The sequence below is a fragment of the Sphingomonas koreensis genome (genome assembly GCF_002797435.1).
Classification (GTDB): domain Bacteria; phylum Pseudomonadota; class Alphaproteobacteria; order Sphingomonadales; family Sphingomonadaceae; genus Sphingomonas; species Sphingomonas koreensis.
Genome location: NZ_PGEN01000001.1, coordinates 3,526,701 through 3,551,512, shown reverse-complemented (window position 1 = coordinate 3,551,512; position 24,812 = coordinate 3,526,701). Strand labels below are relative to the sequence as shown.

The 24,812-nt window shown below is 66.5% G+C and carries 28 protein-coding genes and 1 tRNA gene; 15 read left to right on the top strand and 14 right to left on the bottom strand.

Going from position 1 to position 24,812, the window contains the following annotated elements; translation table 11 throughout:
• Positions 1-11: 11 nt before the first annotated feature.
• The 8 genes from BDW16_RS16910 to BDW16_RS16880 form a co-directional block, all read right to left on the bottom strand.
• On the bottom strand, positions 12-2,468 hold the full coding sequence (locus BDW16_RS16910; RefSeq protein ID WP_164519398.1) for an EAL domain-containing protein: 2,457 nt from the start codon (positions 2,466-2,468) through the stop codon (positions 12-14).
• A 29-nt stretch (positions 2,469-2,497) separates the two neighbouring features.
• Complete coding sequence (locus BDW16_RS21150) at positions 2,498-2,707, bottom strand: hypothetical protein (protein ID WP_125958791.1); 210 nt, start codon at positions 2,705-2,707, stop codon at positions 2,498-2,500.
• A gap of 292 nt (positions 2,708-2,999) precedes the next feature.
• Entirely contained in the window at positions 3,000-3,536 is a 537-nt protein-coding gene (gene nusG, locus BDW16_RS16905) for a transcription termination/antitermination protein NusG (RefSeq protein ID WP_066576721.1), read from the bottom strand.
• Positions 3,537-3,559: 23 nt separating this feature from the next.
• Positions 3,560-3,757 (bottom strand): preprotein translocase subunit SecE, encoded by a 198-nt coding sequence (secE, locus tag BDW16_RS16900; RefSeq protein WP_066576723.1) that lies wholly within the window; start codon positions 3,755-3,757, stop codon positions 3,560-3,562.
• A 235-nt stretch (positions 3,758-3,992) separates the two neighbouring features.
• Complete coding sequence (locus BDW16_RS16895) at positions 3,993-4,247, bottom strand: hypothetical protein (RefSeq protein ID WP_066576734.1); 255 nt, start codon at positions 4,245-4,247, stop codon at positions 3,993-3,995.
• A 230-nt stretch (positions 4,248-4,477) separates the two neighbouring features.
• Entirely contained in the window at positions 4,478-4,732 is a 255-nt protein-coding gene (locus tag BDW16_RS16890; RefSeq protein WP_125958792.1) for a hypothetical protein, read from the bottom strand.
• Positions 4,733-4,917: 185 nt separating this feature from the next.
• Positions 4,918-5,490, bottom strand: a complete 573-nt coding sequence (locus BDW16_RS16885; RefSeq protein ID WP_066576740.1) for a YqaA family protein — start codon at positions 5,488-5,490, stop codon at positions 4,918-4,920.
• Positions 5,491-5,516: 26 nt separating this feature from the next.
• A tRNA-Trp gene (locus BDW16_RS16880) sits at positions 5,517-5,593 on the bottom strand.
• A 299-nt stretch (positions 5,594-5,892) separates the two neighbouring features.
• On the opposite strand from BDW16_RS16880, the gene rplK reads away from it, so the two are divergent.
• The 3 genes from rplK to trhO all read left to right on the top strand — a co-directional run bounded on the left by rplK (position 5,893) and on the right by trhO (position 8,040).
• Positions 5,893-6,324: a 50S ribosomal protein L11 gene (gene rplK / locus BDW16_RS16875; RefSeq protein ID WP_066576748.1), complete on the top strand. Its 432-nt coding sequence runs from the start codon at positions 5,893-5,895 to the stop codon at positions 6,322-6,324.
• 4 nt (positions 6,325-6,328) lie between these two features.
• Positions 6,329-7,027 (top strand): 50S ribosomal protein L1, encoded by a 699-nt coding sequence (gene rplA / locus BDW16_RS16870; RefSeq protein ID WP_066576749.1) that lies wholly within the window; start codon positions 6,329-6,331, stop codon positions 7,025-7,027.
• A gap of 71 nt (positions 7,028-7,098) precedes the next feature.
• Positions 7,099-8,040, top strand: coding sequence for an oxygen-dependent tRNA uridine(34) hydroxylase TrhO (trhO, locus tag BDW16_RS16865; RefSeq protein WP_371836689.1), 942 nt, complete (start codon positions 7,099-7,101; stop codon positions 8,038-8,040).
• 28 nt (positions 8,041-8,068) lie between these two features.
• On the opposite strand, the gene BDW16_RS16860 is transcribed toward trhO, so the two are convergent.
• From BDW16_RS16860 to BDW16_RS16840, 5 genes are read right to left on the bottom strand one after another with little or no spacing between them, the layout of a single operon-like run.
• Positions 8,069-8,791: an anti-sigma factor family protein gene (locus BDW16_RS16860; protein ID WP_066576752.1), complete on the bottom strand. Its 723-nt coding sequence runs from the start codon at positions 8,789-8,791 to the stop codon at positions 8,069-8,071.
• The gene (locus BDW16_RS16855; protein WP_255265766.1) at positions 8,784-9,296 is read right to left on the bottom strand and encodes a sigma-70 family RNA polymerase sigma factor; all 513 of its coding nucleotides are present in this window, start codon (positions 9,294-9,296) and stop codon (positions 8,784-8,786) included. The genes BDW16_RS16860 and BDW16_RS16855 overlap by 8 nt, the downstream gene beginning before the upstream one ends.
• Positions 9,293-10,537: a glycosyltransferase family 4 protein gene (locus BDW16_RS16850; protein WP_066577005.1), complete on the bottom strand. Its 1,245-nt coding sequence runs from the start codon at positions 10,535-10,537 to the stop codon at positions 9,293-9,295. Before BDW16_RS16850 ends, BDW16_RS16855 begins: the two co-directional genes overlap by 4 nt.
• Before the next feature lie 34 nt (positions 10,538-10,571).
• Positions 10,572-11,741 (bottom strand): PepSY-associated TM helix domain-containing protein, encoded by a 1,170-nt coding sequence (locus BDW16_RS16845; RefSeq protein ID WP_066576755.1) that lies wholly within the window; start codon positions 11,739-11,741, stop codon positions 10,572-10,574.
• A complete protein-coding gene (locus tag BDW16_RS16840) occupies positions 11,741-13,816 on the bottom strand; it encodes a TonB-dependent receptor domain-containing protein (protein ID WP_066576757.1) in 2,076 nt (691 codons plus the stop codon). Before BDW16_RS16840 ends, BDW16_RS16845 begins: the two co-directional genes overlap by 1 nt.
• Before the next feature lie 187 nt (positions 13,817-14,003).
• Here BDW16_RS16840 and BDW16_RS16835 point away from each other — a divergent pair, with 187 nt between their 5' ends.
• The 12 genes from BDW16_RS16835 (at position 14,004) to BDW16_RS16780 (ending at position 23,556) form a co-directional block, all read left to right on the top strand.
• Positions 14,004-15,716: a DEAD/DEAH box helicase gene (locus tag BDW16_RS16835; protein WP_066576759.1), complete on the top strand. Its 1,713-nt coding sequence runs from the start codon at positions 14,004-14,006 to the stop codon at positions 15,714-15,716.
• Positions 15,713-16,165 carry a YaiI/YqxD family protein gene (locus BDW16_RS16830; protein WP_066576762.1) on the top strand — a complete coding sequence of 151 codons (453 nt, stop codon included), beginning with the start codon at positions 15,713-15,715 and terminating at the stop codon, positions 16,163-16,165. Before BDW16_RS16835 ends, BDW16_RS16830 begins: the two co-directional genes overlap by 4 nt.
• A gap of 73 nt (positions 16,166-16,238) precedes the next feature.
• A complete protein-coding gene (locus BDW16_RS16825) occupies positions 16,239-17,060 on the top strand; it encodes an alpha/beta hydrolase (RefSeq protein WP_066576766.1) in 822 nt (273 codons plus the stop codon).
• A 141-nt stretch (positions 17,061-17,201) separates the two neighbouring features.
• On the top strand, positions 17,202-17,522 hold the full coding sequence (locus BDW16_RS16820) for a DMT family transporter (RefSeq protein ID WP_066576771.1): 321 nt from the start codon (positions 17,202-17,204) through the stop codon (positions 17,520-17,522).
• Positions 17,523-17,600: 78 nt separating this feature from the next.
• Entirely contained in the window at positions 17,601-19,100 is a 1,500-nt protein-coding gene (locus BDW16_RS16815; RefSeq protein ID WP_066576775.1) for a L,D-transpeptidase family protein, read from the top strand.
• 22 nt (positions 19,101-19,122) lie between these two features.
• A complete protein-coding gene (locus BDW16_RS16810) occupies positions 19,123-19,431 on the top strand; it encodes a hypothetical protein (RefSeq protein WP_066576778.1) in 309 nt (102 codons plus the stop codon).
• 111 nt (positions 19,432-19,542) lie between these two features.
• Entirely contained in the window at positions 19,543-20,064 is a 522-nt protein-coding gene (gene yfiR / locus BDW16_RS16805) for a regulatory sequestration protein YfiR (protein ID WP_066576781.1), read from the top strand.
• Entirely contained in the window at positions 20,061-21,278 is a 1,218-nt protein-coding gene (gene dgcN, locus BDW16_RS16800) for a diguanylate cyclase DgcN/YfiN (protein WP_066576784.1), read from the top strand. The genes yfiR and dgcN overlap by 4 nt, the downstream gene beginning before the upstream one ends.
• 5 nt (positions 21,279-21,283) lie before the next feature.
• Entirely contained in the window at positions 21,284-21,775 is a 492-nt protein-coding gene (gene yfiB, locus BDW16_RS16795; protein ID WP_066576785.1) for an outer membrane lipoprotein YfiB, read from the top strand.
• A 302-nt stretch (positions 21,776-22,077) separates the two neighbouring features.
• Entirely contained in the window at positions 22,078-22,593 is a 516-nt protein-coding gene (gene rplJ / locus BDW16_RS16790; protein WP_066576787.1) for a 50S ribosomal protein L10, read from the top strand.
• 54 nt (positions 22,594-22,647) lie between these two features.
• Positions 22,648-23,025, top strand: coding sequence for a 50S ribosomal protein L7/L12 (gene rplL, locus BDW16_RS16785; protein WP_066576792.1), 378 nt, complete (start codon positions 22,648-22,650; stop codon positions 23,023-23,025).
• Between the two features lie 150 nt (positions 23,026-23,175).
• The gene (locus BDW16_RS16780) at positions 23,176-23,556 is read left to right on the top strand and encodes a hypothetical protein (RefSeq protein WP_066576798.1); all 381 of its coding nucleotides are present in this window, start codon (positions 23,176-23,178) and stop codon (positions 23,554-23,556) included.
• On the opposite strand, the gene BDW16_RS21145 is transcribed toward BDW16_RS16780, so the two are convergent.
• Positions 23,553-24,731 carry a hypothetical protein gene (locus tag BDW16_RS21145; protein ID WP_125958793.1) on the bottom strand — a complete coding sequence of 393 codons (1,179 nt, stop codon included), beginning with the start codon at positions 24,729-24,731 and terminating at the stop codon, positions 23,553-23,555. The genes BDW16_RS16780 and BDW16_RS21145 overlap by 4 nt on opposite strands.
• Positions 24,732-24,812 lie beyond the last annotated feature (81 nt).

Here is a 24,812-nt window from a genome sequence, read left to right as displayed (position 1 = left end):
CTCGAACCCCCTCAGGCTGCGGCGGAACGGGCGGCAGGCTGAACCGCGGTGTTCTGGTGCAGTGCCAGCCGCGCCCAGTCGCCGACCCAGCCGGGCGGGTTTGCGGCGGGTGCCTGGGGCTGGATCAGCACATTGCGCCGATAGTCGCCGATCGGCCTCGGCCTCCCGACCAGAAAGCCCTGAATCTTGTCGCAGCCCTCGGCCAGCAGAAGCTGCATCTGCGCTTCGGTCTCCACTCCCTCGGCGATGATCGACATCCCAAGGCCCTTGCCCAGTCCGATCACCGCCCGGACGATCGCGAGCGATTCGCGGCTCACCGTCACCTGTTCGATGAACGAGCGGTCGATCTTGACCTCGTCGAACGGGAAGACGCGGAAATAGGCGAGCGAGGAGAAGCCGGTCCCGAAATCGTCCATCGCGATCCCGACGCCCAGCGCCTTGATCCGGCGCAGCGCCGCCAACGTCCCGTCAGGATCGCCGACCAGCAGCCCCTCGGTCACCTCGAGATCGAGCCGTCGCGGATCGAGCTTCGCATCCGCCAGCGCCGACGCGATCACCTCGGTGATGTCCGCCTGGGCGATCTGCGCGGGCGAAAGGTTCACCGACAGCTTGAGCGGCTGCCGCCAGCGTCCCGCCTCGCGGCATGCGCTGCGCAGCACCCACTCGCCGATCGGCACGATCATCCCGCCGTCCTCGGCAAGCGGGATGAACTCGGCGGGCGGGATCTCGCCATGTTGGGGATGGGTCCAGCGCAACAGCGCCTCGAACCCGATGACCGCGCCCGTCACCAGGCACGCAAAGGGCTGGTAGACGAGGCTCAGTTCGCCGCGCTGGAGCGCGAATTGCAGATCATGCTCCAGCTCCAGCCGCCGCACCAGCTGCGCGTCCATCGTCGCGTCGAAGAAGCGCATCGTGCCCCGCCCATGCGCCTTGGCCCGGTAGAGCGCGAGGTCCGCCTTGGTATGCAGCTCCTCCGCGGTGGCGGCGTGATCGGGATGGATGGCGATGCCGATGCTCGCCCCCGTGCGGATCGATCGCCCCGCGACCTGCATCGGCACCGCCAGGGCATCGAGGATCCGCAGCGCAAGCGACGCGGCGCGATGCGGCTGGTCGCCGCCGGGCTGAACGATGGCGAACTCGTCCCCGCCCAGCCGCGCCAGCGCCTCGTTGCCGGTCATGCACTCGCGGATGCGCCGCGTCACCTCGACCAGCAGCGCATCGCCGGTACCGTGGCCGTGAATGTCGTTGACCGCCTTGAACCGGTCGAGGTCGAGGCAGAGCAGCGCGACCGGCGCCTGCTCGGTAGAGCGGCTCAGCGCGTCGGCGAGCAGATGGCTGAGGCTCAGCCGGTTGGCCGCGCCGGTCAGCGGGTCGTGTGCGGCAAGGTGCGCGATCCGGGCCGCCGCCGCGGTCTGCTCAGAAACGTCGCGCAGCACCACCAGGTCGCGGTCGACCCCCAGCAACTGCCCGCGCCGGAACGCCATCTCGACATCGATCCGCTCGCCATCGCGGGCGCGCAGCCGGGCATTGAAGAAGCCGGGGCCGCGCCGCTGCGGCGTGTCGCCGGCCAGATCGGGCAACAGCTCGGCGAGATTCAGTCCTTCGGGCGGGTGAACCGGATCATAGCCCGCCAGCCCCCAGAAGGTGGTGTTGGCATCGACGATCACGTCGTTCTCCAGGATCGCCAGCGCCTCCAGCGCGCTTTCGCTGAAGCTCTTCAGGCGATCGGTCTCGTGCCGGGTATGCCGAGCGATGCGCGCTTCGGCCATCGCCGTCACCAGGCCGACCCCCAGGATCGCCGCCGCCAGCGTCGCGATCAGCAATGCCAGCGTCCCCGATTCGATCGTGCCGGGGTCGATCGTCCGCCCCGCTTCGGGGTAGATCGTCACCGCCGCCATCGCGCCGAAATGGATGGCGCAGATCGCCAGCACCAGGCCGAGCGCCGGCAATATCGGGATCCGCCGCCAGCGCAGCTTCACGATATGGAATCCGGCATAGCTCAGCACCACCCCGACCGCGACCGAGGCGGCGATCATCGTACCGTCATAGGTGATGCGACCGGTGGTCTGGAGCGCGGTCATCCCGGTCTTGTGCATCGCCGCGACGCCGATCGCGAACACCGCCGGCGCCGCCAGCCGCCAGATCGCACGTTTCGCGAAGAAGGCACGCCATGCCAGGGTCGATGCCGCCACGCCGACCCCGACCGACAGGATCGTGCGCAATGGATCGTACGCCGTCGGCAAGTGCGGCTGATAGGCAAGCATCGCGATGAAATGCGTCGCCCAGATCCCGCCGCCGGAAACGAAGCCGAGCGCAGCGAGCCAGCGCAGTCGCTGCCGGGCGCGCATCTCCCCGATCTGCGCAGCGAGCAGGAATGCGGTTACCATCGACAACAGGCAGACGAGCCCCGCCACGATGACGAGTCCGAAGTCATGCTCTGTCGTCAGGCAGGAAAGCACACGAAGCACGGCCCCTCCCAAAAGACGAACAGATAGTATCATCTTGTTATCAAGGCATGAAGACCGGATTCACTCCAAATCACCATCCAGGCTTCGAGCGATCTTTCTGTTTCCGATAGTAAACTGCCGATAAACTGAACCAGTATCGCAAAATGAACTGCCGTCTTGCATAGCATCGCTAGTTGCAGGCCTGCATCGAATGACGCTTGCAAGGTTGGAATTGGTTTGCTTGCATCGGCGGGCCGCATGGTGGCCGCTCTTTGATTGCGTGATTCGCCCGGTTGAACGAGATCCCCGAACCGCCGCGGACAAAGGCGACAAAGTTGACAGAATGAATCGCGCTTCCCGGAACTATGTCAACTTCGCGGCAGCTTGCTGCGCGCCGACGATATCCGCCACTCCCATCTCGGCCGTTCCGCCCGTGCCGGGAGCGGCGGCAATAGGTGGCAGTCAGCGACGCACTTGATACAGCGAGCAATAAACGAAAAGGCCGGAACGTTTCCGCCCCGGCCTCTCACAATCTCATCGCTGTAACTGCGCTTACTTCGACCGTTCCACCTGGTCGAAGTCCAGCTCCACCGGGGTCGCGCGACCGAAGATCGACACACTGACCTTGACCTTGGACTTGTCGAAATCGAGTTCCTCGACCACGCCGTTGAAGCTCGCGAACGGGCCTTCCAGGACCTTGACCGCGTCGCCGATCTCGTAATCGACCTTGATCTGCGTCTTGGGCGCGGCGGCGGCTTCCTCCTTGGTGTTGAGGATGCGCGCGGCCTCGGCCTCACTGATCGGCTGGGGCTTGCCCGAACTGCCAAGGAAGCCGGTGACCTTGGGCGTGTTCTTGACGAGGTGATAGACGTCGTCGTTCATCGCCAGCTTGGCGAGGACGTAGCCGGGAAAGAACTTGCGCTCCGACTGCACCTTCTTGCCGCGGCGGACCTCGGTCACGGTCTCGACCGGAACCTCGACCGCCTCGACCAGCGCGTCGAGGCCGAGCCGCGTCGCATCGGACAGGATCTGGTCCCGCACCTTGTTCTCGAAGCCCGAATAGGCGTGAATGATGTACCAGCGCGCCATTGGTTTTCCCGTTATTGGCTCAGTTACTCAGCCAGGCTGAGCAGGAAGTTGACGATCGCACCGAAGGCGCGGTCAACGCCGAAGAAGAACAGGCCGAGCAACGTCGCCATGATCAGCACCATCACGGCGGTCATCACGGTTTCCTTGCGGGTCGGCCAGACGACCTTCTTGGTCTCTGCCTGAACCTGGCGCATGAATTCGAGCGGACTGGTCTTGGCCACCTGTTGCCTCGCAAATTGGTTGCCCGGCTTCGGGACAGGGTCCGCCGCCCGGCCCCTCTCGAGAGACCCGGCGAACACCCATCACGCTGTCGGATTGGGGCTGGTATCTAGCGACTTGGGCGCGGCGGGGCAAGAGCTGTGATGCCCCTGCCACGGCGGCGGCGCTTCCTTGAAGAACGGGCACCCGGCAAGGGCGCCCGTACCGGTCTTGCCGGGTCGCAAGATCGACGCAGGATCAGGGGCTGTCGGGATCGTCGTCGCCGCTCGCGAGTTCGACGATGCCCCAGATCATCAGCCCCGCGACGATCGCGCCGATCACATAGATCCCGGCGCCAGTCTCGCTCTGCGCGTTGCTCGCGCCCGCGGCAGTGGATGCGCGGCCGATCTCCGGCGCATGCGCCAGGCTCAGCGATTGCGCGGGCGACGCCTGAACCGCGCCTGCCGCCAGCAGCGACAGCGATGCGAGCAGCGTCGAAAGTGATTTGAACATGTTGGTCCTCCTTCGGTTGATCCGTGCCGGCCATTGCCTCGGGATGCGATCTGTCAGGAGGAAATTGAACCGGCGGCAGGCAAGCGCGTTCCGGTCGGGAGCCATCGAGCGGGGCGAATTGCGGGAGAGGCGGGGCGAAGCGTTGCCCGCCCGGACAGTCAGCGCTGCAGAACAAAAAAAATGGCGGCCGAAGCCGCCATTTTCCGAATCGGTACGATCCTTAGGCCCGATTACGGGCTGTCGGGAGTGTCGTCACCGAAGATGTTGATCGCGCCGGTGATCTCGAGAACACCAACGATCGCAACGATACCGAGGACGATGAACAGCGGGTTCACCGGACCAAGCTGCTTGTTCGACTTCGAATCAACGGTCGCGGCACGTGCCGGAACGTTCTTCAGGCTGAGCGACTGCGCCGCCGAAGCGTGAGCAACACCGCTCAGCGCCATCGTCGAAGCTGCCACTGCAAGGGCAATCTTCTTAAACACGTTATTTCCCCTTCGATTTGCGCAAAGGCATTTGCTCGCTAGGGGCATTTCCCAAAGTTCGCAAGCGCAATAATTTCCAACAGCGCGCAGAAAACTGCTGAAAATGTAATGGAATATTCACATCAGATACTATTCCGGATGCAGTTAGCGCAAACAGCGCCACTACTCCGCCCCGCCGCAGCCCCCTAGACCAGTGCCACCACCGCAAATCCGCCGATCAGCGCCGCAAGAACGATCCAGCCGATCAGGTTCAGCCGTTCCTCGATCACCTTCTGAACCGGCTCGCCATATTTCTTGAGCAGGAACGCAACGAGAAAGAATCGGGCACCGCGGGTGATGGTGCAGAGCAGTATGAAGATGCCCAGCGGATAGTGCGACAGGCCGCTGGCGATCGTCACCAGCTTGAACGGGATTGGCGTCAGGCCCTTCACCAGGATCAGCGCCGCGCCATATTTCTGGTAGGCCGCAGTGAAGTCCTCGAACGCGCCGTGACGGAAGAATTCGAGCACCTGATGCGCGAAGCCGGTGAGGAAATAGCCGATCGCGTAGCCGAACAGCCCGCCCAGCACCGACGCGATCGTACAGATCGTCGCGATCCGGTACGCCTGGTCGCGTCGCGCCAGCACCATCGGCACCAGCATCACGTCGGGCGGGATCGGGAAGAAGCTCGATTCGGCGAACGATACCGTCGCCAGATAGCGATCGGCGTGGCGATGACCGGCAAGCCTGAGCGTCCAGTCGTACAGCGCGCGGAACATTGGAGGGGAATATCCTTGGCAAAGGATGGCAGGGGAGCTCGGATTCGAACCGAGGGCCTTCGGTTTTGGAGACCGACGCTCTAACCAGCTGAGCTACACCCCTGTGCGGCCACCGCCCCTAAAGTTTGCCGCGCGGGAAGGCAAGGGGCGTGCGCGGGGATATTCACTTGCCTGCCCCACTAGAGCCGCCTGGACGGATGATTCGCCCGCGGCCCATGCATGGCATTTCAGTTCCAACATGTATCCGACAATCGCTCACCCTTGCTTTAGGAGCGCACTGGCGCTATGCGCGCCGCCTTCCAGAGCGACAGCATTGGAAACCTGCGGGAGAGCGTCTCGGCGTTCGCCTGAACCGCTAAACTTGAACCGGCCGGGGCAATCCGGCCAGCTAGAGAGTGAAACATGGCTAAGAAGATTACGGGCTATATCAAGCTCCAGGTGCCTGCGGGCGCCGCCAATCCGTCGCCGCCCATCGGCCCTGCACTGGGTCAGCGCGGCGTCAACATCATGGAATTCTGCAAGGCGTTCAACGCGGCGACCGATGGCCAGGAGAAGGGCACCCCCCTCCCCACCATCATCACCGTCTATGCCGACCGCAGCTTCTCGTTCGAGACGAAGCAGCCGCCCGCGACCTACCTGATCAAGAAGGCCGTTGGCCTCAAGTCGGGTTCGAAGGAGCCGGGCAAGGTTTCGGCCGGAAAGATCAAGCGCTCGCAGCTCGCCGAAATCGCGACCGCGAAGATGAAGGATCTGAACGCGAACGACATCGACGCTGCGACGAAGATCATTGAAGGCTCCGCCCGCGCGATGGGCCTCGAAGTGGTGGAGGGCTGATCACATGGCAAAGCTGACGAAGAAGGCGAAGGCCATGGCGACCGCGGTTGACCGCGAGAAGCTCTACGGCATCGACGAGGCGATCGCGCTGGCGCAGAAGAACGCCACCGCCAAGTTCGACGAGACGATCGAAGTCGCGCTGAACCTGGGCGTCGATCCGCGTCACGCCGACCAGATGGTCCGTGGCGTCGTCACCCTGCCCGCCGGCACCGGCAAGACCGTGCGCGTGGGCGTGTTCGCCAAGGGCGCAAAGGCTGACGAGGCCCGTGAAGCCGGTGCGGACGTGGTCGGTGCCGAAGACCTGCTCGAAATCGTGCAGGGCGGCAAGATCGAGTTCGATCGCTGCATCGCGACCCCGGACATGATGGGCCTGGTCGGCCGTCTCGGCAAGGTTCTGGGCCCCAAGGGCCTGATGCCGAACCCGAAGCTCGGCACCGTCACCATGAACGTCGCGGAAGCGGTCAAGGCCGCCAAGGGCGGTCAGGTCGAGTATCGCGTCGAAAAGGCCGGCATCATCCATTCGGGCATCGGCAAGGCGTCGTTCTCGGCCGCCGACCTGCGTTCGAACTTCGACGCGCTGGTCGATGCGGTGGTCAAGGCCAAGCCTTCGGGCGCCAAGGGCAAGTATCTGCGCAAGGTCGCGGTCTCGTCCTCGATGGGCCCGGGCGTGAAGATCGACGTCGCCGAGGTTTCGGCGGTCTGATCCTCGGTTCGACCGAACAATGCAAAGGGGTCGGTGGCAACACCGGCCCCTTTCCGTTTATGGAGCTGGGCGTGACCCACCACCCGATCCGCGTCGTCGCGCTGTATCAGTTCACCCCCTTTGCGGACCTTGAGCAGATCAAGGCGCCGCTGGCGCAGGCCTGCTGTGGCCTGGGCGTCAAGGGCACGCTGCTGCTGGCCCGCGAGGGCATCAACGGCACGATCGCCGGCAGCGACGACGCCATCGAGCAGGTGCTTGCCCATATCCGTGCCCTGCCCGGTTGCGCCGACATCGAGGTCAAGGAATCGCGCGCGCCGGCGATGCCCTTCCACCGGATGAAGGTTCGGCTCAAGCAGGAGATCGTGACGATGGGTCAGCCCGACATCGATCCGCTCGACACCGGCCATTATGTCGCGCCCGCGGACTGGAACGCGCTGATCGACCGGCCCGACACGATCGTGATCGATACGCGCAACGACTATGAAGTCGCGCTGGGCAGCTTCGCCGGCGCGATCGATCCGCAAACGCGCAGCTTTCGCGATTTCCCGGAATGGTTCCAGGCCAACCGGGACCGGCTGCTGGACGGCGAGGTGAAGCCGAAGATCGCGATGTTCTGCACCGGCGGCATCCGTTGCGAGAAATCCACCGCTTTCCTCAAGGCCGAGGGGCTCGACGAGGTCTATCATCTGAAAGGCGGCATCCTCGCCTATCTCGAGACGATCCCGCCCGAACAGAGCCGGTGGGAGGGCGAGTGTTTCGTCTTCGACGAGCGGGTATCGGTCGGCCACGGCCTTACGCCTGGAGACAACCAGCTTTGCCGCGCCTGCCGCATGCCGGTGACGCCCGAACAGCGCAACTCGCCCCTGTTTGTCGAGGGCATCAGTTGCCCGGCCTGTCATGGAGAGCGCACCGACGAACAGCGCGCGCGCTATGCCGAGCGCCACCGTCAGACGATGCTGGCCGAGGCGCGCGGCGAAGCGCATGTGGGCGCGATCCATCCGGACCACGGCTGAACCGTCGCGCTGCCCCGTCCGCTCTTGTTCAGGAGCGGGTCTGCACCAGCGTTTCCGCACGCGCGTCCATCGCACCGGGGTCGCCATCGCCGGTCAGCGCATAGGACATGTCATTGCGCCGCCAATAGGCCACCGACTGCGGCCCTTCACGCACCGCGCTCGGCCGTTTGGGCGCATCGCTGCGCGACTTGAGCGCAAAGAGCGACATGCGCTGTCCGTCGCCCGCGGTCACCGCGACCAGCAGCGCCGGCCCCTCCTCCGTGGGAAAGAGCTGAACGTCGGTCACTTGCCAATCGGCAGGCAGGACGGGCAAGTCGATGCTGGTGCTGCTCTGGATTTCCTTGGCGTTCAGGGTCGGTGCCTCGATCTGCGATGGCATGCTTGCGCGCATCATCGCGATGCGGTGCGAGCTGACCGCATAGTCGACATAGCCGGGCGTGCCCGCCGGCCAGGCCAGTACCAGCGACGCGGCCGCCGCCAGCGAGAGTCCGCCGAAGATCGCGCCACGGCGGACGAAACGCTTTGACGGCGCCTCAGCCAGCCGCGCCATCTGTTCGATCGCAGCGGATGGGGCGGGACTCGGATCGTCGGCCAGCAGCTGCAGCGCGGTACGATCGCTCAATTCCCCCATCACCCATGCGGCCCGCTCGGGATCCTGCGCGAGCTGTGCTTCGATCGCGAAGCGGCGCACGGGATCGAGCTGTCCGTCGATATAGGCATGCAGTTCGAACTCAGATGGTTGCTCAGCCATTTTCCCCTCCCACGATTCGCAAGGGGGACGGCCCCTGTTCCCGTTGCTTCAAGGCTTCGCGTGCACGCGACAGCCGCGACATCACCGTGCCGACCGGGATATCGAGCACGTCCGCTACTTCCTGATAGGTCAGCCCTTCAACCGCGGTCAGGTGAAGCACCGCGCGGTGATGCTCGGGCAGGCTCGCATATGCGCTGGCGATGCGCGACAGGCGCACACGCTGTTCCTGCTCCAGATCGGGGTTACGTTCCAGCGTCTCGGCGAAGCGATCATTGCGGCGCGTTTCGGCCGCCTCGCGGCGCTTGCCCGAGATGAAGACATTGTGGACGATCGCGAGCAGCCAGCGGCGGCGGCTGAATTCGGGCTTGAAACTCTTCCTGCGCTCGATCGCCCGCAGGATCGCATCCTGCACCACATCGTCGGCATCCGGATCGTCACGGGTGAGCGCACGCGCATAGCGGCGCATCGCGATCTGGTCGCCGGTGATGTCGGCATCCGGGCTCACGCCGCAAGTTCCTGCAGCAACCGCGGGGTCGCGTCCACCTTCGCGGCGTCAAGGGAGCGGCAGCGGCGATAATCCGCTGCAACCCCCGCCAGCACATCGTCCCAGCGATAGCGCAGCGCCTCCATGCTCGCAGCAGCGCCCATGGCGCGGCGCAATGGCGCTTCCTGCATCAGCATCCGCACGGCGCGCGCATAGGCAGCGGGGGCATGCGGGGAGACCAGCCAGCCGGTCCGGCCGTCCGCGATCAGCGCCGACGCGCTCGGCACATCGGCGGAAACCACCGCGAGGCCGCTCGCCATCGCTTCCAGGTTCACGTTGCCGAACGCCTCGGTCACGCTCGGGTTGATCAGGATGTCCGCGCTCGCCACGGCGCGGCCCAGCGCCGCACCTTCCAGATGCCCGGCAAAGACCGCGCCGGGCAGCCGTTTCTCGAACCAGCCGCGCGCCGGTCCCTCGCCGACGATCAGCGGACGCGCGGCATGTCCCGACGCCTGCAACGCGTCGATCGTATCGGCGAACACGCCAAGGCCCTTCTCCTGCACCAGCCGCCCGAAGAAGAGCGGAACGATATCGCCGGGCGCATAGCCGAATGCGGCGCGGGTCGCTTCGTCGCGCAGCGAAGGGTGAAAGGCCGCGGGATCGATCCCGCGGCTCCAGACCGACACGCGGCCGGCGCCATGTTTGGCGGCCAGCTCGTCGGCGATCGGCCGGGTCGGCGCAAGGATCAGGTCGCTGTCGCCATAGAAGCGGTCGAGATAGCGTTCGATCACCGGACGCAGAAAGCCCATCCCGTAATAAGCGGGGTAGGTCTCGAACCGGGTATGCAGGCTCGCCACCACCGGGATCCCCCTCGCCCGCGCCCATTTCTGCGCCTGCCGGCCGAGCAGGTCGGGCGCGGAAAGGTGGACGATGTCCGGCGCGAACGCCTCGAGCTCTATCCTTGCCGCGCGCGTCAGGCCCAGCGCCAGCCGGTATTCGGGTCGCCCCGGCAGTGCGAGCGAGCGCACCGCGCGGACGTTGCCCGCAGCGGCGAAGGCGGGTTTGGGCGCGCGGGGGGAGAAGACGCGAACCTCGGCGCCCTCCTTGTCGAGCAGGTGCGCCACCAGCCGGTTGAGTGCGCGGTTGGCGCCGTCGCGCACGCAATCGTAATTGCCGGAGAACAAGGCCACGCGGGTCGGGCGTGCCGAGGACCTGACGCGCGCGGTGCCGGTCGGAAAAAGCGGGGACGCGGATACAGACATGCCCGGCATACGCATGTCGGCGCCGGTTTATTCCCTACTGTTTGCGGGCGGGCGATGCGCGATGCTGCCGACGGCGACGCAGCCACAGCATCCAGCCAGTGACCACAAGTGCCATGGTGACGATACCCGAGACGAAGACGATCCACCGTCCCACAGCCCCGAACGCCTTCCCCGAATGCAGCGGATATTGCCAGGCGAAGAACTGGTCGCCCGCGCTTTCCCCATTGTCGTGGCGGGTCGCGAGGATGCGCGCATCGGCCATCGCGACATAGGTCCACAGCCGCCCCTGATCGTCGCGGTCGCGCGGGTCGAAAGTGCGTACGGCATAGGCGGCATGATCGGGCAGGAGGCGCAGGCTGTGCACGCGCGAACGGTCGGTAACCACCGCCGCCATCGCCGCCTCAAGCCCCACCGGGCGTGCGGGCGGTTCGACATCGGGCCAGTGCTCGTGAAGCCGTTCGTTGACCGGCGACACCAGCGCCACCGCGCTACGGCTGTCATCGGGCCAGGCGAGCGTCACGCCGGTGAGAGCCAGGACGAAGGTGACGGGCCAGGCCCACATGCCCGGCGCGCGGTGCCAGTCGAACAATCGCCGGAGGCTGCCCGGCCGTCCCGCGACGGCGAAGGCACTGCGCCACTTGGCCAGCGCCGGTACCGCCAGCCACAGCGCGATCGCGTGATCGATCAGCCAGGCGAACGAGACGAGGCCGAAGAACCAGGTCATCCAGGCGCCCGCGAGCAGATCGACATGCAGGCCGTAGAGCACGTCCATCAGGTGCCGCCGGTCGAGCGAGACCTTGCCGCTCTCCCGCCAGCCGAGCACGCGCCCGTCGCGCGGATCGGCGAAGAGCTGGACGGGGCGCGGCTTGCCCTCGCCCAGCGGCGCGCGGCCGAGCATCCAGATCGTGCCCTGCGAATGCGACGGCATCAGGATATTGTTGGGCGCGAACCCCGGAAGCGCCGCCTGTGCCCGGTTGACGGCAAGGTCCATGGGCACGTGCTGCCGTGTCGCCGCAGGGATCGTCCGCAGGTCCGGATTCAGCCAGCTGTCGAGCTCGTCATAGAAGGTCACCGCCGATCCGGTGACGGCCAGCAGCAACAGCCACAGCCCGCCGAATATCCCGAACCAGCGGTGCCAGATCCGCGCGAACGGCCGCCACCGGCGCTTTGCGGCAGGTGGCGGCCCCTTCACCGCTTCCGCCATCAATAGCGGAACGAGACGCCGAGGCGGATATTACGGCCCGGCTCGGGCAGGCCGCGCACGATCTCATACCCCGCCACGCCGATCTGGCTATAGTCGCCGACGCTGGCATGCGCGCGATACTGCTTGTCGAGCAGATTATAGACCGCGGCCTGCAGCTCGATCATGTCGGTGCCGAACGGACGCCAGGTGCCGGAGATGTCGACCACGGTGTAGCCCGGCTTGTCGATGAAATAGGTCTTGTTGAAGAAGCCGAGCTGCTTTTCGCGGAACAGCACCTCGATATCGTTCAGATCCTCATAGCGGGTCACCGTCGCGCGCAGGCTGAGGTCGGACGAGGGTTCGAACGCAGCGCTCACCGCCCAGTTGTCGCCCACCGAATTGCCGAGTGCAATCTGCTCATACCCCTCGATCCGCTTGTCGTTGAGGCGCGAATCATAGTGGTTGAAATAGCCCTCGATCGAGAAGGGGCCGGTGCGATAACCGGCGCGCAGCTCGAAGCCCTCGGCTTTGAAGTTGCCGACATTCTCGTAATAGACCGCGTCCTGAACGGTACCCGGCGTCCGGACCGCGCCGAGCTGGTCGAGCACGACATCCCGGATCTTGGTGCGGTAATAGACCGCCGATGCCGTGATGCCGTTGCGGTCATACTTCACGCCACCTTCGATATTCTCGACTCGTTCGGGCTTGAGGCCGGGCGCGAGCGAGATGCGGCCGGGCCGCTTCTCGAGCGTGAAACCGTCACCGATCTCCTTGCCGCGAAACGCTTCGGCATAGCCGGCATTGAGCGACAGGCCCGGCAGAACATCCAGCGTGGCGCCCGCGTTGAAGCTCACGCCATCGCTGTCGATGCCCTTGCGATAGGTCACCTGATCGAGGTCATAGGCGTCGTAGCGCGCGCCGAAGCTCAGCAGCAGCGGCTCGACCACGCGCCAGCGGTCCTGGATATAGACGCCCATCAGTGCGCCCTTCTCTTCGAACCGGCCGACCGCGGGGTCCCATGCCCAGGCCTGCCACTGGGCCGGCGCACCGAGATACTGGCCGACGACGCGGTCCGAGCGATGCTCGAACCCGACCGTCACGTCATGCCCGCCGCGACGGATGCGCGCGCGTGCGTCGAAACCCCAGCTGTCGATATTCGCACCATACAGGCCCCAGCGGTCCGATCGGTTCTGGGTGAACTCGGTGCGGGTCCAGTAACCCGTCGCCTCCAGATCGATTCCCACGGCCGTCTCGAAGCCGTAATTGGCGATCGCGGTCTTGCGCTTGCCCTCGACCGCGAACAGCCGGTCGTTCGCCAGCACCGGCCAGTTCGGACGCATGCCGAAATCGCCCTCTTCGTTGCGCTGTTCATAGCTCAGCGTCAGGCGATGCCCGGCGCCGAGGTCACCGCCGATCTTGACGAAGCCCAGCTGCTGTTTGGCGGCGGTGCCGCGCAGCGTCGTGCCGTTGCCGTCCTTGAAGTTCTCGCGGTCGACATGCACGAACGAAGCGAGGATGCCGATATCGCCCGTCAGCCGCGCAAAGGCGGTGCCAGACAGCTTGTAACCGTCATTGCTGAACCAGCCGCCCTTGGCGATCACGCCGAAATCGCGGCCGTTGCGCAGCAGGTCGGTGGGATCGACCGTGCGGAAGCGGATCGCGCCGCCGATCGCGCCGAAGCCCGAATCCGCCTCACCCGCGCCGGCCTGAACCTGGACGCTCTTGAGCAGCTCCGGCTCGATGCTGACGCGGCCGACATGGTGGAACAATGTGCCGCGCTGCGGCGCGCCATCGATGGTGACGTTGAGCATCGAATCCTCGAGCCCGCGCACATAGATTTTCTGCGCGATGCCGAGCGAGCCGCCCACCGCGACCGAGGGAACGTTGCGGAACAGGTCGGACAGGTCATTCGCCTGGATCGCCTGGATCGCCTTGCGATCCAGATCCACATCGGTCAGCGCACCGACCACCACCACAACGTCATCGCTCTCGGCGGTCGCGGGCGCCTCGACTGCCTCCTGCGCATGGGCCTGAGAGGTGAGCGCGAGCATTGAGGCGCCGAGCAGCAATGCCGCGTAAGCGGTTTCGGTTTTCATTGGGGTTCCCTGGATCGTTTCGCGGGTGCGGTAAATGTTATTGCGACTTATTGTCAACAGTAAGGGGCGCGGATTTGCGGGCGGCGCGACGTCCCAAACCCGCCCCCTCGCCAAACCCTCCGATATGCGCTATGGGGCCGCGCTTACCCGCGCCTTGCCCATTGGCCGCGCGACCATTGTGAGCTGCATGACCTTTACCCACCTCCCCGCCAGCCTCGCCGAGGCGCTGACCGCGCGCGGCTATACCGCCCTCACTCCGGTGCAGGCCGCCGTCACCGAAGACGCCGCCAAAGGCCGCGACCTGCTGGTCTCCGCCCAGACCGGCTCGGGCAAGACCGTCGCCTTCGGCCTCGCCATGGCCGACGAGCTGCTCGAGGACGGCAAGCTCCCCGCCCCCGGCCTGCCTCTCGCGCTGGTGATCGCACCGACGCGCGAGCTGGCGCTTCAGGTCGCCAAGGAACTGAGCTGGCTCTACGCCTCGGCCGGCGGACGCATCGCGACCTGTGTCGGCGGCATGGATGCGTCGCGCGAGCGCCGCACGCTGTCCTATGGCACGCACATCGTCGTCGGCACGCCGGGGCGTCTGCGCGACCATGTCGAGCGCGGCGCGCTCGACTTGAGCCAGGCGCGCATCGCCGTGCTCGACGAGGCCGACGAGATGCTCGACATGGGCTTTCGCGAGGAGCTGGAGGCGCTGCTCGACGCGACCCCGCCCGAGCGCCGCACCTTCCTGTTCTCGGCGACGCTGCCCAAGCCGATCGTCGCGCTGGCCCGTCGCTACCAGAATGACGCGCACCGCATCTCGACCGTGGGCGAGGATCGCGGTCATGGCGACATCACCTATCAGGCGATCGCCGTCGCCCCCGCCGACATCGAACATGCCGTGATCAACCTGCTCCGCTTCCACGAGGCGGAGACCGCGATCCTGTTCTGCGCGACGCGCGACAATGTCCGCCACCTCCATGCCGGCCTCACCGAGCGCGGCTTTGCCGCCGTGGCGTTGTCGGGCGAGCATAGCCAGAACGAGCGCAACGCCGCGCTCCAGGCGTTGCGCGACCGCCGTGCGCGCGTCTGCGTCGCCACCGACGTCGCCGCGCGCGGGATCGACCTGCCCACCGTAACGCTGGTCATCCATGTCGAGCTGCCGCGCGACGCCGAGACGCTTCAGCACCGTTCGGGCCGCACTGGCCGCGCGGGCAAGAAGGGCACCGCGGTGCTCATCGTTCCCTATCCGCGCCGCCGCCGCGTCGAGATGACGCTCAAGCAGGCGAAGATCGCCGCCGAGTGGCTGCCCGTCCCCGGCGCCGAGGATATCCGCGCCAAGGATCGCGAACGGCTGATGACCAAGCTCATCGCTCCGATCGAGATCGAGGACGAGGATCGCGAGATCGCCGAGGCGCTGCTGGCGGAAAAGTCCCCGCTCGAGATCGCCGCCGCGCTGGTCCAGGCGCATCGCGCGTCGATGCCCGCGCCCGAGGAGCTGATCGACCGTTCGCCGGCCGAACGGAGCGCGCCGGTCCATCGTCCGGGCTTCGACGAAGTCGTCTGGTTCAGCATGAACATCGGCCGTCGCCAGAACGCCGATCCGCGCTGGATCCTGCCGCTGATCTGCCGCCGGGGCCATATCACCAAGTCGGAAATCGGCGCGATCCGCATCGGCGCTGGCGAGACCCGCTTCCAGATTCCGACCAAGCTCGCCGATCGTTTCGCCAAGGAGGTCGCCAAGACCGCCGCGCAGGATGAGGACGGCGTGCTGATCGAAGTGGCCGATGGTCCACCCCCGCCCGGAACGCGCGGCGACCATGCCCCACGTCACCACAAGCCGCGCAACCATGACCGCCCGGTCCACCGCGCCCGTCCGGCCAAGCCCCATCATCGCGGCAAACCGCCCAAGAAGTGAGCGCCCTCCGCATCCTGGTCGATGCTGACGCCTGCCCGGTGAAGGACGAGGTGTACAAGGTCGCGTGGCGGCGCGAGGTGCCGGTCACCATCGTCGCCAACACCTTCATCCGCATCCCCGATCACCCGCTGATCGGACGGGAGGTCGTATCGGACGGGTTCGACGCGGCCGACGACTGGATCGCCGAGCGCGCCGGGCCGAAGACGGTGGTGGTGACGGCGGATATCCTGCTCGCCGACCGCTGCCTCAAGGCCGGGGCGACCGTGCTCTCGCCCGCCGGCAAGCCGTTCACGACCAGCTCGATCGGCGCCGCGATCGCGACGCGGGCGATCATGGCGGACCTGCGCGCGGGCGGCGATCAGCTCGGTGGCCCGCCGCCGTTCCGCAAGGAGGATCGCTCGCGCTTCCTCTCCGCGCTCGACGATGCACTGGTCCGGCTGGCCCGCTGACGGGTACTCATATTGCAGTCGCGCTCGTTACGGATGCGTGATAACGTTCATGCTTCCTTCCAGGGAGGCGCGCATGACCGAAGAACGGATCACCCACCCCGATGGCACCGGTATCAACCTTCACTCCTGGCCCGCGAACGGCACCGCCAAGGGTGTCGTCATTCTCCAGCACGGCTTCAACGCGCACGGCGCGCATCTGAGCTGGGCCGCCGGGCGGCTCAATGAAGCGGGCTATGCCTGCTACGCGGTCGATCTGCGCGGACGCGGGAAATCGGACGGCGAGCGCTTCTATGTCGACGATTTCGACAGCTATCTCTCAGACCTCCAGCTCGCCTTCGACAAGGCGCGTGCAGAGCATCCGGGGCTGCCGATCTTCCTGATGGGCCACAGCGCCGGCGGCGTGATCGCAACCAGCTACGCGTTGCGCAACCAGCGCGAAATCAAGGGCCTGATCTGCCACAGCTTCGCCTTCCGCGTGCCGGCGCCGCGGCTGGTATTGAACCTGCTGCAATGGCTGAGCGGGCCATTCCCGCGCCTCAAGGTCCTCAAGCTCAAAAATGCCGACTTCTCGCGCGATCCGGCCTGGGTCGCGATGATGAACGCCGATCCGCTGATCCATGACGAGAACCAGCCCGCCAAGACGGTCGGCGAGATGTGGAAGGCGGACAAGGTGCTGGAGGTCTCCTTCCCGAAGATCACCCTCCCCGTCCTGATCATCCACGGGACGCAGGATCATGCGACCCTGCCCGCCGGCAGTCAGATGTTTTTCGACAATGCCGGATCGGCGGACAAGACGCTCAAGCTGTACGAAGGCCATTATCACGACCTGCTAGCCGACACCGGCAAGGAAGGCGTGATGGCGGATATTCGCGGATGGATCGACGCGCGGGTGTGAATCGCCGCCATTGACTAGGGAAGGTTGCGCGGCCACATGCGCCACGCAACGCCGCTCGTTCGCGACCGGCGCCATGCGCCGCCTCTTTCGGGTTTCCGGCCTGCGCATGACGTTTCGAGCCCGCGACAGACCGGAAATCTCATGGCGTGGGTTATCCTCGGCATTGCCGTTGTTACTGAAATCATCTGGGCGCTCAGCCTCAAATGGGCGGCGAGCGCCTCGACCTGGCACGCGTCGCTGGTCCCCGTGACGCTCAGCTTCGTCAACATGGCGCTGCTCGGCCTCGCGATGCGCGATCTGCCCGCCGGCACCGCCTATGCGATCTGGACCGGCCTCGGCGCCGTCGGCGTGATCCTGATGGGCATCATGATCTTCGGCGATCGCGTATCGCCGGTGCAGGCCGGGTTCATGGCGTTGATTGTTATCGGAGTCGCGGGAACAAAAGCCTTCTCTCCGGCTTGAGCATTCCGGGCTGGGGACGGGTGACTTTCACGGACGCGGCCTCTATCATTGGGCTTCGGTGAAAGGATGATGCTCTAGATGTTCGGACGATCGCGGTCGCATGGTGTTGCGGCGCTGCCCTTGCTCGGTCTTGCCCTCGGCGCGCCTGCGCTTGCGCAGCAGGGTGCACCGCGCCCGCCCGCCGCTACGGCAACCCCGACATCTCCGCAGGCAGCGCCCCCGGCTGCGCCAGTCCAGATCACACCGGTCCAGATCCCGCTCCCCGTGCTCAGCCCGGAGCAGGCGCAGCAGGTGCGCCAGTTGATCGTGCAGGGCCGGATCGCGCAGGGTCTGCGCTATTCGACCGCCGAGGCCGAAGTGCTGCCCGCCGACGATCAGGGTCTGGTCCGCGCTGCGCTGGACTATGCCCGCGCGATCCATATCGGCCGCCTCGACACCGCCGATTTCCAGGAGGATTGGGCCCTTCGCCCCGCCGCATGGGATCCGCTGCCCGGCTTTGCCAAGGCCGTCGCGGACAACCGGATCGGCCAATGGTTCGCGGGCCTGACACCGCAGTACGAAGGCTATGACAATCTGCGCAAGGGCCTTGCCCGCTACCGCCGGATCGAGACCGCGGGCGGATGGGGCACCATTCCCGCCGGCCCGGACCTGTCTGCCGGGTCGAGCGGCCCGCGTGTCGCCGCGCTGCGCGCCCGCCTCGCGGTCGAGGATGGCGAAGTCACCGGCAGCGGCGACAAGTTCGACGCCGCGCTTAAGGAAGCCGTCGTCCGCGCCCAGCGCCGCTATGGCCTGGCACCGACCGGTACCGTCTCCACCGGTACGCTTTCGGCGCTCAACGTCCCCGTCTCCAGCCGCGTCCGCCAGATCATGGCGAACATGGAGCGCTGGCGCTGGATGCCGAAGGAGATGCCGGTCGACCGCATTCAAGTGAACATCGCCGCCGCTCAGGTCGCGGTATTCGAGGGCGATCGCCCGGTGATGTCGATGCGCGGGGTGACCGGCAAGCCCGGCGGCGGCGAGACGCCGATGCTTCAGTCGAGCATTCATTCGGTCGTACTCAACCCGCCATGGAACGTCCCCGCAGGCATCGCCCAGCGCGAGCTGTTCCCCAAGGGAGCGGCCTATCTCGCCCGCAACGGGTTCAAGGTGATCGGTACCGGTCCCAACCGCCGGCTCCAGCAGTCGCCCGCGCAGTCGGCGCTGGGCAAATACAAGTTCGACTTCAACAACCCGTTCGCGGTCTATCTGCACGATACGCCGAGCAAGGGCACCTTCTCGCGCTTCGACCGGCTCGCCTCGCACGGCTGCATCCGGCTCGAGCGGCCCGCCGACCTTGCGCGGCTGCTGCTCGAGGGCAGCACGCAATGGACCCCCGAGGCGATCGACGGTGCGCTGGCGAAGGGCGAGACGGTGCGTGCCGCGCTGCCCAACCAGGTGGCGGTCTACCTGCTCTACTGGACCGCTTATGCGAGCGGCACCGGCACGATGAATTTCCGCGGCGATCCCTATGGCTGGGACAAGACGCTTGCGACCAAGATCGAGAAGCGGAGCGCCGCTCAGGCGCTCGCCGCGCGCTGACCCCATTTCCACGGAGAACCCAATGACCCGTCGCCTGTCCCTTGCCGCAGCACTGCTCGCCGCCACGGCGCTCGCCGCCTGTTCGGGCGGTTCCGACGCGCCCGACGCGCCCGTCAACGACAACGACAATGCGGCCGTGGTGATCGACGAGACGCCGGTGCAGAACCTCGCCGAGCCCGAGCCCACGCCCAGCCCGACGCCGACCCCTGCACCGATCGTCGAGGACGATCGCGCAACCGACGAACAGGTGCAGGACGATGCCGACGCGGTCGGCATGACCGCGCGCCTTCCGCGCGATCAGGGCGGCAACGAGACCGCGCCTGCCGAGTGACGCCCTGCGTCGCAGTTAACGAAATCTGGCATTTCGCCGTTTGATACGCTAGCGACACGTCAATCGAGATGAGCGGAACCGGTTCCGCTCGGGGGAATTGACGTGACGTTGATGGTAGCGCTCATCGTGATGGGCGCGAGTACATCCATCGGTTCGGCAGGGCTGATTGCAGAGACACGCGTCCCGCCCGGCCAGCATGACGCGGTGGTCGCCCGCACCGTAGGCGGCATGATCAGCTATACCCGATGGCCCGAGCCGCGCCCCGTGCAGCGGCTCTGCGTCAGCGGTGCCACGACCTATACCAAGGGCTTCGGCCGCATCGGCCAGAGCGCCGGGCGGCAGGTGCAGACGCAGATCGTGCTGCCCGGCGGCCCGACGCGTGGCTGCGATATTCTCTATTTCGGCGTGATGACCGATGCCGATCGTCAGCGGATGCTGCGCTCGATCCGCGACCAGCCGATCCTCTCGATCGCCGAGGCCGATCCGGAGTGCCGCGGCGGCACGATCTTCTGCCTGCGCGTATTGCCCGACCGGGTCGGTTTCCGGCTCAGCATCGACGCCGCGTCGCGAAGCACGGTGCGGATCGATCCGCGCGTGTTGCGGATCGCGCTCCCCGAGGATGGCGCGTCGTGAGCGGTATCGCCCCCCTGCCGACGCTGCGTCGCGTGCTCGCGCGGATGCATCTGCGCGTCACCCTGTTCGCGGTCGGGCTGACCGGCCTGACCGTGCTGCTCGCCGGCTTCGCCGCGATCGGTGCCTATGCCGGACAGAATCTACATCTGATCGGCCGCTCGGCAGGCTATTCCGCGGCCCCATCGATCGTGTTCGACGACCCCGTCTCCGCCCAGCAGGCCATCGCCCCGCTGCTCGAGCCGGGCGTAGCCGGTATCGCACTGATCAAGCCCGACGGCACCGTTCTTGCCACTGTCGAGCGCGAGGGGCAGGATGACTCGCTTGCCCGCTGGATCGCGGACCGGCTGTTCTTCGCCTCCCCCGTCGACGAGCCGGTGATCCATCTTGGCAGCCGTATCGGCACGGTGCGCGTGCGCGGCGAAGGCAGTGGGGTCGCCGCCTATATCCGCGACGGCGTGCTCGGCACGCTGGTCTGCCTGGTGCTAACCGGCCTCGCCGCCTGGCTGCTGTCACGGCGGTTGCGCGCAGACATTGTCGAGCCGCTCAACGCGATCGTCGACGCCGCGCACGGCTTCCGGCGCGAGGAAACACTCGACCCGAAGGTCCCGCCCGCGTCGATCCGCGAGGTCGAGGCGTTGAGGATCGATTTCAACGCGCTGATCGCCGAGCTGGGCGACTGGCGCCAGCATATGCGCCGCGAGAACGAAACGCTGAGCTACAAGGCGAGCCACGACGCACTGACCGGCCTTCCCAATCGCGCGCTGTTCGAGCGCCGGGTCGGCGAGATGCTCGCCGAGGCACGCGCGGGCGAGGCGAGCTTCGTGCTCCTCTACGCCGATGCGGACTCGTTCAAGCCGATCAACGATCGTCACGGCCACGCCGCGGGCGATGCAGTGCTGATCGAGGTCGCGGCACGGATCCGCAATTGCCTGCGCGCCCGCGACGTTGCGGCGAGGCTGGGCGGCGACGAGTTCGCAATTCTGCTTGCAGCGCCCAGCGGTGCCGACGCGGCGGAGCGCGTGGCGGGCGAGATCGCCGCGCGCATGGCCGAACCGTTCCGCCTTCCATCGGGCGAGACGGTTGCGATGACGCTGAGTCTCGGCGCTGCCATCTATCCGGGCGATGGTCAGGACCTGACCACGCTCATCAATCGGGCGGACGCGGCAATGTATGTCGCCAAGGGAGACCTTCGCGCCCGGCAACAGGGAGTTTGACCGTCATGCCGCCGTTCGTGCGTACCGCTCTGTTCCTCGCCCTCGCCGCGCTCGTCCTCGGCGGTTGCCAGATGTCGAAGGACAAGTCCCCCTGGACCCGCGCCCAGCGTGCGGTCTTCATGGAGGAGGGCTTTGCCGAGACCGACCGCGGGTGGGAATTCAGCATCAACGACCGGCTGCTTTTCGCGAGCGACGAAAGCACCGTGCTTCCCCAGCAAGCCGGATCGATCAAGCGGATCGCCGGTCGCCTGCTCGCTGTCGATATCCGCCACGCGACGGTCGAGGGCCATGCCGACGGTTCGGGCAGCGCCGAGCACAACCAACGCCTGTCCGAACGCCGTGCGGCGGCGGTGGCCGAAGTGCTGGTCGGAAGCGGGTTCGACAAGGCCGCGATCTCCACCACCGGTCTTGGCGACCGCTTCCCTATCGAGAGCAATGCCACTGCCGAAGGGCGTCGCGAGAACCGCCGCGTCGTCATCCTGATCACCGCCCCCTGATGCGCCGCCAGAGTTGACTTTCGCGCGCCAGCCGCTATTGGCGCGCCTTCGCGTGGCCGGCTTGCCGGTCAGGCGTACCGTCCGAGACAGTGGGTGACCGGGTTTGCCGGTCTTAATTTCCCGCCAAGACGGGGACAAGGATTTTACCGGCTCCTTCCAAGCGACGGAGTTCGGGTCAGCCAGCCGGAGCCTATCCGCGCCCTGACGATCATGCCCCTCGGACATGGGGGTTGGGCATCCGCCCTTCCCTCGGCGTAACCGGCTCCAACTCTTGTGGGTTGGGGTATTTTGAGGAGACCGGCATGGATCGTGCTCAGAAGACCGAGTCCGTTGCCGAGCTGAACCGCACCTTCAACGAGGTCGCTGTGGTGGTCGTCACCCGCAACCTCGGGATGACCGTCAAGCAATCGACGGACCTCCGCAACAAGGCGCGTGAAGCCGGCGCGAACTACAAGGTCGCGAAGAACCGCCTTGCCAAGATCGCGATCGAGGGCACCGACTATTCGGTGCTTGCGGACCTGCTCGTGGGTCCGACGGCGCTTTCCACTTCGACCGACCCGGTCGCCGCCGCCAAGGTGGTCGCCGAGTTCGCCAAGACGAACGACAAGATCGAGATCGTCGGTGGCGCGATGGGGAGCCAGCTGCTCGACGCGGAAGGCGTGAAGGCGCTCGCATCGCTGCCTTCGCTCGACGAACTGCGCGGCAAGATCGTCGGCCTGCTTCAGGCCCCGGCGTCGAAGCTCGCAGCCGTCACCCAGGCACCGGCGGCTCAGCTCGCCCGCGTGTTCAAGGCATATGCGGAGAAGGAGGCCGCTTAAGTGCGGCGTTCTTTCGCGACTATTTTCGAACCAATCTGACCAAAGGAAACTATCATGGCTGACCTGAACGCTCTTGTTGACCAGCTCTCCGAGCTGACCGTGCTCGAAGCCGCTGAGCTTTCGAAGCTTCTCGAAGACAAGTGGGGCGTCACCGCCGCCGCTCCTGTCGCCGTTGCCGCTGCTGGCGGCGCCGGCGCCGCTGCTCCGGCAGCTGAAGAGAAGACCGAGTTCGACGTGATCCTCACCGGCGACGGTGGCAAGAAGATCAACGTCATCAAGGAAGTCCGCGCGATCACCAACCTCGGCCTGACCGAAGCGAAGGCTCTCGTCGAGGGCGCGCCGAAGGCCGTCAAGGAAGGCGTGTCGAAGGACGAAGCCGAGAAGCTCAAGAAGCAGCTCGAGGAAGCCGGCGCGACCGTCGAGATCAAGTGAGCCTGAGCGCCGCGAGGCGCGCAGGACTCATCCCCGCGCAGGCGGGGATCTCGTGCGGCAAGCGTTACGCTTGCTAGTGAATCGGGCGGTCCGGCAACGGGCCGCCCTTTTCTGTTGGCGCAATTCGGCACGCCACCTAGGCATCGAACGATGATCGATATCGTCCCCGCCACGCTCGGCCTCGCCAGCAACAGCGACGAATTCGCTGTGATCGAAGAACTCGAAGCTGAGTTCGGCGTGACGATCGACTATGCTGATGCGCCGCAATGGCGCACCGTCGGCGATCTATTCACCGCATTGCTCGCCCAGTTGCCCGCCGGGCTAACGAACGATCCAGACGTCTGGGAACGTTTCGTCAGCACCCTGTCACAAACGACCGACGTCGATGTGGAAACGATCACGCCACAGATGCCGCTGGCCGATGAGGCTCAGGCGTGGCGCGGCCTCAATTCGCTGTCGTGGATGCTGCTGTTCCTGGCGATCGGCATGGCGCTGGTCGTCCTGCTCGGCGCCGTCATCCTCACCCGCTAAACCTTGGGCACGTAGCGTTTCGCCGCGAGGCGCCCGAAGCCCTCGCCCGCCCGCTCCACCCAGAGCGGCCCCAGCCGGTCGCCGCCCGCAGCCGGCGCGGTCCCGACCATGAAAGCGTCGCGCAGCGTACGGATGCTGAGCCCAGCATACCATTTGAGCGATACGGGGACGATCGGTACGAACATCGGCTTGCCCTGCACCGTCACCACCTGCATCTGATCGCCGGGCAGGCTCACCTGGACGTTGAGCGCATGGATTGCACCGGGCGCGATGCTGAAGGGCTCGGAGCCCGCGGCGATCCGCGCGGCGCCGTGGAAGGTGGAAATCTGCGCATCCTGCTCGGCATTGGCGCCGAGCAGCGTCAGGACCGCGCGGATATTGTCCGCAGACTCGTGCCCGCGGTTCTGGATGAACAATTCCAGATCCAGCGTGACCATCCCGTCACGGATCGCTGCACGCATCGGCCGGATCTCGGTCACTAGCGGTCCATCGGGCGGCGGGACCGAGGGCAGCACAGGCTTTGCCGCCATGGGTGCGGCGGGCACCGCCGGAGCCACGGGAACCGGAGGTGCCTTGCTCAGCGGCGGCGGACCCGGAGTGGGGGCAGAAGCCGGAACCTCCAGCCCTTCGGGCTGCGCTTCCTCAACGTCCCGCAACCGACGGCGGCGGCCGAACCACCAACCCGCAACGCTGCCCGCCGCAAGAAGCAGGACACCGCCGAGTGCCGGCCAGAGCCAGCCGGGCAGGCCTTCAGGGGCAACCGGCGGCGCAACCGCACTGGTCGGGGAAGGCTGAGGCAGTTCGAGTTCGGGTGACGATATCGCAGCCGGAGGCGGCGTCGGGCTCGCCGCAGGCGCCGGCGCGGTCTCCAAGGCAGAAGCCGCGGGCACATCGGCCGCAGGAGCGCGGGCAGCTGCCGGGGTGGAGCGTCCGGTCGGCACGCGCGCCGCAGCGGTTGCCGAAGGCGTCGGGATCGGCACGGGCTGGACGGTCGCCGCAGGAGTGGGCGTTGGAGTGGGCGCCGGGGATGGCGTCTGTCCTGATGGCGGCAGGCTAAAATCGCGTACCGGCGGCGTGATGACGGCCGGGGGCGTGCTGTCCTGCGCTGCAACTGGCGCGGCGAGGAGCATGATCGGGATCAGCGCGATGGTCGCGCGAAGGGAAGACGCAGTCACGCGGGGCGCGTTAGCATGATGCGCAGGCAGCGGGGCACCAAAAAATGCGTACGGCCGGGCGCAGACAAAGCCCGCTCCACC

Bases quoted from the DNA above. Each gene is read 5' to 3' on its own strand.
- BDW16_RS16780 (WP_066576798.1), top strand. From the start codon at position 23,176: ATGATCGATATCGTCCCCGCCACGCTCGGCCTCGCCAGCAACAGCGAC.
- rplL (WP_066576792.1), top strand. From the start codon at position 22,648: ATGGCTGACCTGAACGCTCTTGTTGACCAGCTCTCCGAGCTGACCGTG.
- BDW16_RS16835 (WP_066576759.1), top strand. From the start codon at position 14,004: ATGACCTTTACCCACCTCCCCGCCAGCCTCGCCGAGGCGCTGACCGCG.
- BDW16_RS16845 (WP_066576755.1), bottom strand. From the start codon at position 11,741: ATGGCGGAAGCGGTGAAGGGGCCGCCACCTGCCGCAAAGCGCCGGTGG.
- BDW16_RS16850 (WP_066577005.1), bottom strand. From the start codon at position 10,537: ATGTCTGTATCCGCGTCCCCGCTTTTTCCGACCGGCACCGCGCGCGTC.
- BDW16_RS16840 (WP_066576757.1), bottom strand. From the start codon at position 13,816: ATGAAAACCGAAACCGCTTACGCGGCATTGCTGCTCGGCGCCTCAATG.
- rplA (WP_066576749.1), top strand. From the start codon at position 6,329: ATGGCAAAGCTGACGAAGAAGGCGAAGGCCATGGCGACCGCGGTTGAC.
- rplK (WP_066576748.1), top strand. From the start codon at position 5,893: ATGGCTAAGAAGATTACGGGCTATATCAAGCTCCAGGTGCCTGCGGGC.
- BDW16_RS16860 (WP_066576752.1), bottom strand. From the start codon at position 8,791: ATGGCTGAGCAACCATCTGAGTTCGAACTGCATGCCTATATCGACGGA.
- BDW16_RS16810 (WP_066576778.1), top strand. From the start codon at position 19,123: ATGACCCGTCGCCTGTCCCTTGCCGCAGCACTGCTCGCCGCCACGGCG.
- rplJ (WP_066576787.1), top strand. From the start codon at position 22,078: ATGGATCGTGCTCAGAAGACCGAGTCCGTTGCCGAGCTGAACCGCACC.
- yfiB (WP_066576785.1), top strand. From the start codon at position 21,284: ATGCCGCCGTTCGTGCGTACCGCTCTGTTCCTCGCCCTCGCCGCGCTC.
- yfiR (WP_066576781.1), top strand. From the start codon at position 19,543: ATGGTAGCGCTCATCGTGATGGGCGCGAGTACATCCATCGGTTCGGCA.
- BDW16_RS16885 (WP_066576740.1), bottom strand. From the start codon at position 5,490: ATGTTCCGCGCGCTGTACGACTGGACGCTCAGGCTTGCCGGTCATCGC.
- BDW16_RS16820 (WP_066576771.1), top strand. From the start codon at position 17,202: ATGGCGTGGGTTATCCTCGGCATTGCCGTTGTTACTGAAATCATCTGG.
- BDW16_RS21150 (WP_125958791.1), bottom strand. From the start codon at position 2,707: ATGCGGCCCGCCGATGCAAGCAAACCAATTCCAACCTTGCAAGCGTCA.
- BDW16_RS16825 (WP_066576766.1), top strand. From the start codon at position 16,239: ATGACCGAAGAACGGATCACCCACCCCGATGGCACCGGTATCAACCTT.
- nusG (WP_066576721.1), bottom strand. From the start codon at position 3,536: ATGGCGCGCTGGTACATCATTCACGCCTATTCGGGCTTCGAGAACAAG.
- BDW16_RS16895 (WP_066576734.1), bottom strand. From the start codon at position 4,247: ATGTTCAAATCACTTTCGACGCTGCTCGCATCGCTGTCGCTGCTGGCG.
- BDW16_RS16815 (WP_066576775.1), top strand. From the start codon at position 17,601: ATGTTCGGACGATCGCGGTCGCATGGTGTTGCGGCGCTGCCCTTGCTC.